At 70.8% G+C, this 12,943-nt stretch carries 11 protein-coding genes and 1 other RNA gene; 9 read left to right on the top strand and 3 right to left on the bottom strand.

The window, feature by feature from the left end; translation table 11 throughout:
* Positions 1-34: 34 nt before the first annotated feature.
* The 5 genes from cobC to ACFQS9_RS22300 all read left to right on the top strand — a co-directional run bounded on the left by cobC (position 35) and on the right by ACFQS9_RS22300 (position 5,892).
* Positions 35-1,069 (top strand): Rv2231c family pyridoxal phosphate-dependent protein CobC, encoded by a 1,035-nt coding sequence (gene cobC / locus ACFQS9_RS22320; RefSeq protein WP_378408735.1) that lies wholly within the window; start codon positions 35-37, stop codon positions 1,067-1,069.
* A complete protein-coding gene (locus ACFQS9_RS22315; RefSeq protein ID WP_378408733.1) occupies positions 1,066-2,199 on the top strand; it encodes a Nif3-like dinuclear metal center hexameric protein in 1,134 nt (377 codons plus the stop codon). The genes cobC and ACFQS9_RS22315 overlap by 4 nt, the downstream gene beginning before the upstream one ends.
* A 143-nt stretch (positions 2,200-2,342) precedes the next feature.
* The gene (locus ACFQS9_RS22310) at positions 2,343-3,080 is read left to right on the top strand and encodes a zinc ribbon domain-containing protein (protein WP_378408731.1); all 738 of its coding nucleotides are present in this window, start codon (positions 2,343-2,345) and stop codon (positions 3,078-3,080) included.
* Complete coding sequence (locus ACFQS9_RS22305; protein ID WP_378408729.1) at positions 3,077-4,204, top strand: bifunctional RNase H/acid phosphatase; 1,128 nt, start codon at positions 3,077-3,079, stop codon at positions 4,202-4,204. Before ACFQS9_RS22310 ends, ACFQS9_RS22305 begins: the two co-directional genes overlap by 4 nt.
* Positions 4,205-4,497: 293 nt before the next feature.
* Complete coding sequence (locus ACFQS9_RS22300; RefSeq protein ID WP_378408727.1) at positions 4,498-5,892, top strand: dicarboxylate/amino acid:cation symporter; 1,395 nt, start codon at positions 4,498-4,500, stop codon at positions 5,890-5,892.
* Here the strand turns inward: ACFQS9_RS22300 and helR are convergent.
* Entirely contained in the window at positions 5,889-8,105 is a 2,217-nt protein-coding gene (helR, locus tag ACFQS9_RS22295) for an RNA polymerase recycling motor ATPase HelR (protein WP_378408725.1), read from the bottom strand. The two genes, ACFQS9_RS22300 and helR, sit on opposite strands and share 4 nt — an antisense overlap.
* Positions 8,106-8,279: 174 nt before the next feature.
* Positions 8,280-8,804 carry a DUF1697 domain-containing protein gene (locus ACFQS9_RS22290; RefSeq protein ID WP_378408723.1) on the bottom strand — a complete coding sequence of 175 codons (525 nt, stop codon included), beginning with the start codon at positions 8,802-8,804 and terminating at the stop codon, positions 8,280-8,282.
* 86 nt (positions 8,805-8,890) lie between these two features.
* On the opposite strand from ACFQS9_RS22290, the gene rnpB reads away from it, so the two are divergent.
* From rnpB to ACFQS9_RS22270, 4 genes are all read left to right on the top strand, one after another.
* Positions 8,891-9,306, top strand: an RNA gene (rnpB, locus tag ACFQS9_RS22285) — RNase P RNA component class A.
* A 45-nt stretch (positions 9,307-9,351) separates the two neighbouring features.
* Positions 9,352-10,125, top strand: coding sequence for a potassium channel family protein (locus ACFQS9_RS22280; RefSeq protein WP_378408721.1), 774 nt, complete (start codon positions 9,352-9,354; stop codon positions 10,123-10,125).
* 296 nt (positions 10,126-10,421) lie between these two features.
* Entirely contained in the window at positions 10,422-10,610 is a 189-nt protein-coding gene (locus tag ACFQS9_RS22275; RefSeq protein WP_378408719.1) for a hypothetical protein, read from the top strand.
* A 42-nt stretch (positions 10,611-10,652) separates the two neighbouring features.
* Positions 10,653-12,074 (top strand): RNB domain-containing ribonuclease, encoded by a 1,422-nt coding sequence (locus tag ACFQS9_RS22270; RefSeq protein ID WP_378408717.1) that lies wholly within the window; start codon positions 10,653-10,655, stop codon positions 12,072-12,074.
* Here the strand turns inward: ACFQS9_RS22270 and ACFQS9_RS22265 are convergent.
* Positions 12,049-12,924 carry a CHAD domain-containing protein gene (locus tag ACFQS9_RS22265; RefSeq protein ID WP_378408715.1) on the bottom strand — a complete coding sequence of 292 codons (876 nt, stop codon included), beginning with the start codon at positions 12,922-12,924 and terminating at the stop codon, positions 12,049-12,051. The genes ACFQS9_RS22270 and ACFQS9_RS22265 overlap by 26 nt on opposite strands.
* Between the last annotated feature and the right edge of the window lie 19 nt (positions 12,925-12,943).

Here is a 12,943-nt window from a genome sequence, read left to right as displayed (position 1 = left end):
GAGCGCAGCGACGCGACCGCCATAAACTCCCCTCGTGGACACCCGCTCCCCGCAGTGGACCGACCTGCGGCATCACGGCGACATCGACGCCGAACCCGGACTGCTCGACTTCGCCGTCAACGTGCGCGGCGACGGGCCGCCCGACTGGCTGCGCCAGCGCCTGGTCGACGCGCTGGGAACGCTGGGCCGATACCCGGAGGTCGCGGCGGAGGAGGCCGCACGGGACCAGGTCGCCGCGCGGCACGGTCGCAGACGCGACGAGGTGCTGCTGCTCTCGGGCGGCGCGGAGGGCTTCGCCATGGTGCCGCGTCTCGCGCCCGCGCGGGCGGCGCTGATCCACCCCTCGTTCACCGAACCGGAGTGGGCGCTGCGACAGGCGGGCGTCCAGGTGACGCAGGTGCTGCTCGACGAGGCCTACCGACTCGACCCCGCCGCCGTCCCCGAGACCGCGGACCTGGTGGTGATCGGCAACCCGACGAACCCGACCTCCGTGCTGCACCCCGCCGCGGACATCCTGGCGCTGCGCAGGCCCGGCCGGATCCTGGTCGTGGACGAGGCCTTCGCCGACGCGGTGCCCGGCGAGCCGGAGTCGCTCGCGGCGATGTCCCTGCCGGACGTGCTGGTGCTGCGCAGCCTCACCAAGACCTTCGCGTTGGCGGGGCTGCGGTGCGGGTACATGCTCGGCCCGCCGGAGTTGTTGGCGCGACTGCAGGTCGGCCGGGCGCACTGGCCGCTGGGCAGCCTGCAGATCGAGGCGATCCGGGCGTGCACCGAGCCGGCGGCCGTCGAGTGGGCGCGGCGCGAGGCGGACCTGATCGAGGCCGAGCGCGTGGCGATGGTGGCGATGCTGGCCGAGGCGGGCGTCGCCGTGCACGGGCCGGCGCGGGGGCCGTTCCTGCTGCTGCGGGTCCCCGACGGCGAGGCGATGCGAGCGCGCTTGCGGGACAGGGGGATCGCGGTGCGCAGGTGTGACACCTTCCCCGGCCTGGGGCCCGACCACCTGAGGGTGGCGGTCAGGGAACCGGCGCAGGCGCGGGTGCTGGTCGACGCGATGAGAGAGGTGCTGTGATGACCGTTCGGCTGGCCGAGGTGATCGAGGCGTTGGAGCAGGCCTATCCGCCCGCACTCGCCGAGAGCTGGGATTCCGTCGGCCTGGTGTGCGGCGACCCGGCGGACGAGGCGGGCCGGGTGATGATCGCGGTCGACGCCACCGAGTCCGTGGTCGAGGAGGCGCTGGCGTGGGGTGCGCAGCTGCTGCTCGTCCACCACCCGCTGTTGCTGCGCGGGGTGGACACCGTCGGCGCGCACACCCCGAAGGGTGCGTTGGTGCATCGGCTGATCAGGTCCGGCTGTGCCCTGTACACCGCGCACACCAACGCCGACTCCGCGGATCCTGGGGTGTCCGACGCGCTGGCGCTGGCCCTTGGCCTGACGGTGACGGGCCCGCTGGACCCGGCGCCGTCCGAGCCGCTCGACAAGTGGGTGGTGATGGTGCCGACGGCGGGCACCGATTCCGTGCGCAGGGCGCTGTTCGACGCCGGCGCGGGCGAGGTCGGGGACTACCGCGACTGCAGCTGGACGGTCACCGGCACCGGACAGTTCCTGCCGGGCGCGGCCGCGAACCCGGCGCTCGGCGCGCCCGGCCGACTCGAGCGGGTCACCGAGGACCGGGTCGAGGTGGTCGCCAGGCGATCGGTGCGTCGCCGGGTCCTCGGCGCGTTGCGCTCCGCGCACCCCTACGAGGAGCCGGCGTTCGACGTCTTCGAGCTGGCGGACACCGGGTCGCCGCGGGGCATCGGCCGGATCGGGGAGCTCGCCGAGCCGGAGACGTTGCGTCGGTTCACCGCTCGGGTGCGGGCCGCCCTGCCGGAGACCAGCTGGGGCGTGCGCGCGGCGGGTGACCCGGAGGCGTCGGTGCGGACGGTGGCGGTGTGCGGCGGATCGGGTGACTCGCTGCTCGGTGTCGCCGCCGCCCGCGGGGTGGACGCCTACGTCACGGCCGACCTGCGTCATCACCCGGCGGACGAGCACCTGCGCGCGGGCGGTCCGGCGCTGGTCGACGTCGCCCACTGGGCCAGTGAGTTCCCGTGGTGCGCGCAGGCGAGGGGAGTGCTCGACGCCCGGTTCGCCGGGACCCCCGGGTGGGCGAGCGCCGTCTCCGCGGTCCGCACGGACCCGTGGACGCTGGGTTCTTGCTAGCGGCCTGCCGCTGGTTCTTGCTAGCGGCCCGCCGCTGGGCGGCTGCTGATCGGATCGCCGGCGCAGCGGTACTGGTCGCACCCCGCCGGGCGGTACGGTAGCGGGGCCAACGTCCCCCACAGCACAAGCAGGAGCTCGCCCGCGTGAACGTCGAACCCCGGATTCAGGCCAAGCTGCTCGACCTCGCCGCGGTGGATACCGAACTGGCCAGGATCGCGCACCGCCGCCGGACGCTGCCCGAGCAGGAAGAGGTGCAGCGCCTCGAGTCCGACCGGGTGGCGCGCAAGGATGCCGCGGTCGCGGTGGAGATCGGCCTCGACGACCTGGACCGGGACATCAAGAAGCTCGAGGGAGAGGTGGACGCGGTCCGCCAGCGCGAGGACCGCGACCGGAAGCTGCTCCAGAGCGGCACCGTCGGCGCCAAGCAGCTCACCGAGCTGGAGCACGAGCTCGGCAGCCTCGAGCGCAGGCAGTCGATCCTGGAGGACGAACTGCTCGAGGTGATGGAGCGCCGCGAGGCCTCGCAGTCCGACTACGAGCACGCGGGCGCGCAGCTGAGCCAGATCGACGACGCCCTCATCGACGCCAACCGTCGCCGCGACGACGCCGCCGCCGATCTCGACGCGGCCGAGCAGCGGTGCGTGGCCGACCGGGCCGCGCTCGAGTCGGAGTTCCCGGCCGACCTGCTGGCCATCTACGACCGTCAGCGGTCCGCCGGCGGCCCGGGCGCGGCGCTGCTGCAGGCCCGCCGGTGCGGCGCGTGCCGGATCGAGATCGACCGCGGCGAGATCTCCCGCATCGCCAAGGCCGACCCCGAGACGCTGATCCGCTGCCCCGAGTGCAACGCGATCATGGTGCGTACCAAGGAATCCGGTCTGTGACTGAGGGCCGCTCCACCGGCCACGTCTTCGTCGAGGCCGACGGGGGCTCGCGCGGAAACCCGGGACCGGCCGGCTACGGCGCGGTCGTCTTCGACTCCGACCACGACCGGGTGCTGGCCGAGCGCGGCGAATCCATCGGCATCGCGACCAACAACGTCGCCGAGTACCGCGGGCTGATCGCCGGGCTGACCGCCGCCACGGAGCTCGGCGCCCGATCGGTGTCGGTGCGGATGGACTCGAAGCTGGTCGTCGAGCAGATGTCCGGGCGCTGGCAGGTCAAGCACCCGGACATGAAGCCGCTCGCCCGGCAGGCGGGCGAGGTGGCCGCCGGATTCGACCGCGTGGACTACACGTGGATCCCGCGGGCCGAGAACTCGCACGCCGACCGGCTCGCGAACGAGGCCATGGACGGCCAGTCGACGAACCTGACGGCTCCCGCCCCGGCGGTGGTCGAGGCGCACACCGAGAAGCAGGCACCCGCCCCGGTATCACCGGGATGGACCGGCGCGTTGGGGAAGCCGACCAGGATGCTGCTGCTGCGGCACGGGCAGACCGCGCTGTCGGTCGAGCGTCGGTACTCCGGCCGCGGCAACCCGGAGCTGACCGACCTCGGTCTGGCGCAGGCCCGCGCGGCCGCGAAGCGGATCGGCGAACGCGGCGGCATCACGGCGGTCCTGTCGTCGCCGCTGGGGCGGGCGCGGCAGACGGCCGAGGCGGTGGCCGCCGAGCTGTCGCTGCCGGTCCGCGTCCACGAGGGCCTGATCGAGACGGATTTCGGCGACTGGGAGGGCTTGACCTTCGGGGAGGCGTCCGCCCGCGACCCCGAGCTGCACCGGCGGTGGATCTCCGACACCTCCGTCCGGCCGCCCGGCGGCGAGAGCTTCGACGAGGTGCGGGCGCGCATCGAGCGGGCACGCGACGACCTCATGGCCGAGTTCCCCGGCGCGAACCTGCTGCTGGTCTCGCACGTCACGCCGATCAAGACCCTGCTGCAGATGGCCCTCGACGTCGGGCCATCGCTGCTCTACCGGCTGCACCTGGACCTGGCCTCGCTGTCCATCGCCGAGTTCTACCCCGATGGCGGCGCCTCGGTTCGCCTGGTCAACGACACCTCGCACCTGTGAGGCCGCTGCGCCGCCCGTGAGTGATCTGCACCCCAGTCGGGACACGAATCACTCACCGGCGCGCAGCGCGTTTCTTAGCGGGAGTAACATGCTCCGGGTGAACTCGCTGCTGACCAGTCGACGGTATGTCGACAACTGTCTGCAGGCGAGCGCTGTCTGTACGCGCTGACCCATCCATTCCCGCCACCCGGTCGACGTCCGTCCCGGGCCCTGGCGTCCGTCAGCACTCCTCGCGCACCCACGCTCGAACGAGCGTGCCTGCTGCTGCGCACCCATCACGAAAGGTCCGTCACATGTCGGCCCCCACCCTCGCCCGCACCCGGCGCCTGCCCGGCTGGGCAACCTCCTTCGGCCCGCAGATCGTCGCCGGCCTCATCGCAGGCGTCCTCATCGGGCTGCTGGCCCGCTCGATGCCCAAGGCGGACGACGGCAGCCCGAACTGGCTGACCGGCACCGTCACGACGATCGGCTCGAGCTACGTCGCGCTGCTGACCGTCGCGGTGATCCCGCTGGTCTTCACCGCGATCGTCAGCTCCATCGCCAATCTGCGCCAGGTCGCCAACGCCGCGCGCCTGGCCGTCCAGACGCTGCTCTGGTTCGCGATCACCGCCTTCATCGCGGTGCTGATCGGCATCGCGGTCGGACTGATCACCCAGCCCGGCGCGAACACCTCGGTCGATCCCGCCGACGCCGCGGTCCCGAAGGGCTCCGGCTCCTGGTGGGCATTCGTCACCGGCCTGGTGCCGCAGAACTTCCTCGCGCTCGGTGCGAAGACGACGGTCACCGACGCAGGCGCCGCGACCACGTCGCTGAGCTTCAACGTCCTGCAGCTGCTGGTCATCGCGATCGCGATCGGCATCGCCGCGCTCAAGGTGGGGGAGAAGGCCGAGCCGTTCCTGAACTTCAACGCCGCGCTGCTGGCGATCGTGCAGAAGGTGCTCTGGTGGATCATCCGCCTCGCCCCGATCGGGACCGCCGCGCTGATCGCGAAGGCGGTGGCCACCTACGGGTGGGACGCGATCGGCCAGCTGGGTGTCTTCACCCTGGCCGTCTACATCGGCCTGGCCATCGTGTTCTTCGTGGTCTACCCGATTCTCGTTCGCGTGCACGGGCTCTCGGTCAAGCAGTTCTTCTCCGGCGTGTGGCCCGCCACCCAGCTCGGCTTCGTGTCCCGGTCCTCCATCGGCACCTTGCCACTGACCGAGCGGGTCACCGAGCGCAACCTCGGCGTGCCGCGCGAGTACGCATCGTTCGCCGTGCCGCTCGGCGCGACCACCAAGATGGACGGCTGCGCCGCGATCTACCCGGCGATCGCCGCGATCTTCGTGGCCCAGTTCTACGGCATCGACCTGAGCCTGACGGACTACCTGCTGATCGTCGTGGTGTCGGTGATCGGTTCCGCCGCCACCGCGGGCACCACCGGGGCCACCGTGATGCTCACGCTGACCCTCTCCACCCTGGGCCTGCCGCTCGCGGGGGTCGGTCTGCTGCTGGCCGTCGAACCGATCGTCGACATGGGCCGGACCGCGCTCAACGTCACCGGGCAGGCGCTGGTCCCGACCATCGTCGCGAAGCGGGAGGGGATCCTCGACGAGGAGCTCTACAACGCGCCCCGCAATGGCGATCCGTTCGCCGACGAGGACCCCGAGCTCCCATCGTCCGCGGACAAGGAGTCCGTGACCGTCTAGCTCGTCAGGATGACCAGTCGCTGGGTCGCCCGGGTCATGGCGACATAGCGGTCGACCGCTCCTTCGACGCCCTTGCCGAACGCATCGGGGTCGACGAGGACGACCAGGTCGAACTCGAGCCCCTTCGACAGCTCCGGGGTCAACCACCGGACACGGGACGTAGCCCGGAACGTCCCGTGTTCGTGGTCACCGGCGCCGATGACGCAGGCGATCCCCTCGGCGTTCTCGGCGAGCCAGGTGTCGAGGATCGAGCCCAGATCCGCGGTGGACCCGTGGACGACGGGGAGGCCGCTGCTGCGGATGGACGTCGGCACGTTGGCGTCGGGGAGCGCGGCCCGGATGACCGGTGCGGCTTCCGTCATGATCTCTTCCGGCGTCCGGTAGTTGACGCTCAGCGCGGCCATCGCGATCCGGTCGAGGCCGACCCGCTCGAGCCGCTCACGCCACGACTCCGTGAACCCGTGCCGGGCCTGGGCGCGGTCGCCGACGATGGTGAAGCTGCGGGACGGGCAGCGGAGCAGCAACATCTGCCATTGCGCGTCGGTCAGTTCCTGGGCCTCGTCCACGACGATGTGCGCGAAGGGACCGGCGAGCAGTTTTTGATCGAAGCCAGCCGGGTCGGTGCCGGGCAGCGCGGCTTCGTCGACCAGCATCTCCTGCAGGTCCCGCTGTCGCAGCTGCGTCATCACGCCCTCGCCGTCGTCGTAGGCGTCGGACGCGATCAGATCGTCGATGACCTTGGACCTCTGCTCGCGTTCGGCTGCGACGGCGGCGGCGTGGCGACGCCGGCGCCTCGACGCCTCTGGGTTGCCGAGCCGCTGCCGTGCGGCGTCCAGGAGCGGCAGGTCGGACTCCGTCCAGGCCTGGGCGTCCGTGCGTTGCAGCTTCCGAACCTCATCGGGGCTGAGCCAGGGTGCGCACTTGCGCAGGTAGGCGGGTACCGACCACAGGTCACCGACGAGGTCGGCGGCTTCGATCATCGTCCACGCGTTGTCGAGGGTCGCGCGCAGTTCGTCGTTCTGCCGCAACGATTTCCGGAGCTGGGCGGCCGGATCGTCGCCACCGGGCGAGGCGTGCCGGGCGGCCGTGTCGTCGTGCTTGTCCACCAGGATGGTGAGCAGCAGCTCCCAGATCTGTTCGCGCGCTTCGTTGTGCGGAGTGCCGGGTTCCGGTGCTCCGAACGCCTCGGCCCAGTCGTCGGGGCTCAGCCAGATGTCGGACCACTCGGTCGCGACGGTCATCCCCGTGGTGGGCGGCTCCTCGTAGAACCTGACGGCGGCGTCGATCGCCTTCACCAGATCGGCGGACGACTTCAGGCGGGCCACGTCCGGGTCGGTCTCGACCGTGGCCGCGGCACCCTCGGTGACGAGATCCCGCAGGGTGCACAGTTGCACGCTCTCCTCCCCGAGGCTGGGCAGGACATCGGCGACGTACGACAGGTAGGGCTCGTGCGGCCCGACGAACAGCACGCCGTGACGGAGCCGGGGGTCGGAGTAGAGCAGGTACGCGGCGCGGTGCAGCGCGACGACGGTCTTGCCCGTGCCCGGGCCGCCGTCGACGACCAGCGCGCCACGGGATCCCGCGCGGACGACGGCGTCCTGGTCGGCCGCGATGGTGCCCAGAACGTCACGCATCCGGGCCGAGCGGTTGCTGCCGAGGCTGGCGATGAACGCGGACTGGTCGTCGAGCGCGGCGCTGGACTGCACGCCGTCTGTGCCCAACAGGTCCGGGGTGAACACCTCGTCCCAGTAGTCGCCGACGCGGCCGCGGGTCCAGCGATACCTGCGGCGGCTGGCCAGCCCCATCGGGTTGGCGTGGGTCGCTCCGAAGAACGGCTCGGCCGCGGGGGAGCGCCAGTCGACCAGCAGCTGACGACCCGCACCGTCCATGAGTCCGAGTCGTCCGACGTACACCGGCTCGGCGTTGTCTGCGCCGACCATGCGTCCGAGGCACAGGTCCAACCCGAAGCGTCGCAGGGCGCGCAGCTCAGCGGTCAGCCGGTGGACCAACATGTCCCGCTCCATCGCCTCCTGGCCCAGGCGGCCGGGTGCCTTGCGAGCGGCACCGATGCGGTCGGTCAGGTCGGCGATGGACTCCTCGAGACTCTCCGCGATGGCCGCGAAATGCTGCTCGTCGTCCGCGATCAGCGTCGGGTCGGCCTTGTGGCTGAGTCGGTCGGGAAGGTCGAACGAGCTGGTGGTCAAGGGGTTCACGTCATCACAGCGCACGCGCATCTCACTCCGTTTCCGCAGGTTCTGGCTTCGGCGGGCCATTCTGCGGCACGACCCGGGCCTTGCCGCAAGCCCCCGGGTGCGCTATAAATTGGAAATGGAAAGGAGTAGGAACTCCTTTCCATTTCTCGTTCTCGCCGGCTGATCCCGGACGCGCTACAACAACTTGCGCAGTGTGCGCAGGTTCCGGTTGGTCGTCGTCGACTTGTACTTCACCTTGGCGCTGAGCTTTCCGAACGGGCTCTGCAGCGTCTGCCCGCGTTCGACATGCCAGTACAGGACACCCTCGCCGAGCGCGACGGTCTCGTCGCCGAGCGCGAGTGACCGTGCGGCGTCGAACATGTCGTCCAGGGACGCGGGATCCGAGGACAGCAGCACGTACGGGTGCCACCCCTCCCGGTCGGCCTCGAACGGGAAGGCCTCGACGATCGCGGCCAGCGTCGGGTGGTCCACCAGCACGATCCAGGCGTCGTAGCCGAACCTCTCGCGCAGGCAGGACTCGATGTCGGATTTGATCGCCGCACGGTCGGTGCGGTCGGAGTCGAAAAGCACGTTCCCCGAGGCCAATACGGTCGTGACGTTGTCGAATCCGAGATCGGAGATCGCGGCCTTGAGGTCCGCCATCTTGATGTTGATGCCGCCGACGTTGACGCCCCGCAGCAACGCGATGTATCGAGCCATGGCTAGACCGTAGACAGTCGACGCCGCTCAAACAAGCGTTCGAGTGTCCGAGGTGTGCGCGGCAGGCAGTAGTCTGTAGCGGCGGACGAGTTGGTCGGGCGGCCGCGGCTCGGGGAACCGTGCGCTCGCGCGCGCAGGCCCAGGGCCGAGGAAAGTCCGGACTCCACAGAGCAGGGCGGTTGCTAACGGCAACCCGGGGTGACCCGCGGGACAGTGCCACAGAAAACAGACCGCCGGCGCGCGAGCGTCGGTGAGGGTGAAACGGTGCGGTAAGAGCGCACCAGCACCCCAGGTGACTGGGGTGGCTAGGTAAACCCCGCCCGGAGCAAGGTCGAAGGCCGCACCTTCTCGAAGGTGCGGCTGCGCAGGTGTTCGAGGGCTGCTCGCCCGAGCCTGCGGGTGGACCGCTCGAGGTACCCGGCAACGGTGTGCCCAGATGGATGGTCGCCACCCGGCGCCTCGGCGCCGGGGACAGGATCCGGCTTACAGACCAACTCGTCCGCCCACTTCCGGCTGTGTTCCGGTCGGCTGCCGATATTCTCTGCCGATGACTCTGCTCAGGTCGTCGAGGGACGCCGTCCTCACGGTCGCATCGCTGGTCTTCCTGGCTGCCTATGCAGTCCCGATCCTGGTGGTCGACCTGCCGCCGGGACTGCGGTTCCTCTGTGACGTCACGATGATCGTCACCTGGGTGGCCTTCGTGCTGGACTACGGAGACCGGCTGGTGCGCGCGCGAGGGAAGTGGGACTTCGTCCGCGCCAACCTCTTCGAACTCGTGGCGCTCGTGCTCCCGCTGCTGCGCCCGTTGCGCCTGGTGGTGGTGCTGGCCGCGCTCAGCCGCAGCATGGCGGGCTCCTTCCGGGGCAGGGTCGGCGCGTACGTGGTGGGGGGCACCGGGCTGTTGGTGTTCTGCGCCGCCCTGGCCGTGCTCGACGCGGAACGGGCCAATCCGGAGGCGAACATCAGGGGGTTCGGGGACGCGCTCTGGTGGGGGATGACGACGGTGACCACCGTCGGCTACGGGGACCGGTACCCGACCACCTCGGAGGGTCGCCTGATCGCCTTCGGGCTGATGCTCGGCGGTGTCGCGTTGCTCGGCGTGGTCACCGCGTCGCTGGCCTCCTGGTTTGTCGAGCGGGTCGCCGCTGCACAGGAGGACGGGTCCAAGCACGCGGCCGACGAGATCCACCGGCTCACCGCGGAGATCGCCGACCTCAACCGGAGGTTGGCGGAGCAGGGCACGGCGGGAAGCGCGCACAAGAATGCCCCCGCCGAATCGGCGGGGGCATCGCTGTTGACGTCCGAACTCAGATCGGGTTGACGACCAGCGTGGTCGCCCAGTGAGTGGCGGCGTCGGCTCCGAGATGCGGGAGGAGGGCATCGTAGAGCAGGTAAGACATGGGGGCCATGCGGGTATTTCTCCATTCATACGGGTTGAGGCGGTGCAGCACGGATCCTCGCGAATCCTTCGGTACGGGTGCGGTGGGTGTGGCGCGCCGTACCTCGCCGCGCGTAAGAGTCTCATGCTTGCCTGCAGTCCTCAAGCGAACGGGCCGAAAACATTTCGGGTCGGCGGTTCGGATGGTGAGGTCCCAGGGAAGCGGGCACACTGAGGAGATGAGCGAGGACGAAGAGCACCTCTGGTACTACTGCGTGTCGGACGGCTCGGTGCGGCAGGGCAAGGATGCCCGCGGGCTCGACCGGATGGGTCCCTATCCAGATCGCGCGACGGCCGAGCGGGCGTTGCAGATCGCCGCGGAGCGCAACAAGGCCGCGGACGAGGCCGACGCCGACTGGAACAACTGACGGTCGGCCACAACCACCGAGGCACTAGGCTCGGTGATTGTGATGACGCGCATCTCCGCCCGCGGGATCGACTTCGGGGCCATCAGGACCGACTTCTCGCTGACCGCCGACTTCCCCCAGAGTGCCCTCGAGGAGGCGGAATCCGCGGTCGATCGCTTCGCGGCCGAGCGCGCCGATCGAACCGACCTGGCGCTCGTCACCATCGATCCACCGACGTCGATGGACCTCGACCAGGCACTGCACATCGAGCGCACGCCCACCGGGTTCGTGCTGCACTACGCGATCGCCGACGTCGCGGCGGTCCTGGTCCCCGGCGGCCACCTCGACGTCGAGGTCCGGCGGCGTGGGCAGACCTTCTACCTGCCGGACGGATCGCTGCCGTTGCACCCGCGGGTGATGTCCGAGGGCACGGCCAGCCTGCTGCCCGATCTGGTGCGTCCGGCCGCGCTGTGGCGAATCGAGCTCGACGAGCGGGCGGAGCCGGTCTCCGTCGAGGTCACCCGCGCGTTGGTCCGCTCCGTCGCCCGGTTCGACTATGCGGGGGTGCAGGCTGATTCGGAGTCCGGCTCGTTGCATCCCTCCATCGCGGCCCTGCCCGAGTTCGGCAAGCTGCGGCTGGCATCGGCACTCGACCGCGGCGCGATCGAGCTCAAGCTGCCCGAGCAGGAAGTGGTCGGCGACGGCGACGGCTGGCGGCTCGAGCTGCAGCCGCGCACCGAGGCGGACGACTGGAACGCGGAGGTGTCGCTGCTCACCGGGATGTGCGCCGCGAAGCTGATGATCGAGGCGGGCATCGGACTGCTGCGGACGCTGCCTGCCCCCGCCCCCGGTGCGATCGCCGCGCTGCGCAAGGCCGCGGGGGCACTCGGCATGAACTGGCCGGCCCAGGTCCCGGTGGGGGAGTTTCTCGCCGGGCTGGAGCCGAACACGCCCGACACGCTGGTGATGATGACCGAGGCGACCGCTCTGCTGCGCGGAGCCGGGTATGCCGCATTCGACGGCGAGGTCCCGGAGCTGGTCGCGCACTCCGGGATCGGTGCGCCGTACGCCCACGTCACGGCGCCGCTGCGTCGCCTCTCGGATCGTTTCAGCACCGAGGTGTGCCTGGCGATCTGTGCCGGAACGCCGGTGCCGCAATGGGTTCGCGACGCGCTGCCCTCGCTTGCCGAACTGATGAAGGGCTCGGACACGCTCGCCAGCAAGGTCGATCGGGCCTGCGTGGACCTCACCGAGGCGACGCTGCTCGCGGGTCGCGAGGGCGAGGTGTTCGACGCGGTGGTGCTGCGTGGGGTGAACGGCAAGCGCGAGGCCGAGGTCTTCGCGCCGCAGGCGACGGTGATCGGTAAGTGTCTCGGTGATCCGCCGGAGGGCAAGGCGGTGTCGGTGCGTCTAGTTCAGGCCGACGTCGCAGCGCGGGCGGTGAAGTTCGGCTACCCGGCTACAGCTTCCGGCCCGCAGACCTGATCGTGCGCAACAGGGTTCGCGCCCGGGACGCATGGTCGCCGGCCGCGCTCCGCTCGACGGCGGACAGCACGCCATAGGTGAAGGTGTCCTCGCCCGCGGCGCGCGCCACATCCGCGGCGGCCATCAGGCGTTCTTGGGCGACGACGGAGTCCTGGTGTTCCCCGAGCACCGTCTGCAGTCGTTTGGCGGCCTTGCCGACCTTTCGTGGCGACGGGTGGGTCGCGTCGGCCGCCTCCGCGGCGTATCGCAACGCCTTCGCGCGCTTGCGCACCGTGTGCAATCGCTCGGGCGTGGTCTCGCCCTTGTCCCGCTTGACGAGCCCGGCCTGTGTGCCCGCTCTGCGCGTCCGGCGGTACGCCTTCTCGATCCCGGCCGCGACGAGGCCGGTGCCGTCCGCCGGGGGCGCCGCCAGCAACGCGCCCAGCGAGGCCAGCAACGCTTCGTAGCGAGGTCCGTCGAGCGCGGCGACGGCAGCGGTGTGCGCAGCGCGGTAGGCGAGCTCGTTGGCCTGGACCAGTCGATGGCGAACGGGGCCGCGCACCAGGTCGGGTGGCTGCGCATCGAGCATCCCGCGGAATCGCTCGGCCAGCACCTCCGCGTCACGGGCGTTGCCGAGAACCGTACCCAGCCATCGGAGTTCGGCTCGAACGCCGTCGGTGGCGCCATCCGGGAACAACGACCGGAAGCTGCCGAGGACGCTGCGCAGGCGGCGCGTCGACACCCGCATCTGATGCACGGAGTCGAACTCGTCGCGGCGGACCTCGTCCGCGTGGGCATCCAGCTCGTCGGCATAGCCGCGCAGCGCGGCCAGCACGATCTCGGCCCCGTCCCGTGTGCGCCCCGTGCCCATGAGTCAGGTCTACCCGCCC

Source organism: Rhodococcus daqingensis (assembly GCF_042665615.1).
In the GTDB taxonomy this organism is placed as follows: Bacteria; Actinomycetota; Actinomycetes; order Mycobacteriales; family Mycobacteriaceae; genus Rhodococcus_G; species Rhodococcus_G daqingensis.
The sequence above is the reverse complement of the archived record's forward strand: the minus strand, read 5'-3'. Positions and strand labels throughout refer to the sequence as shown.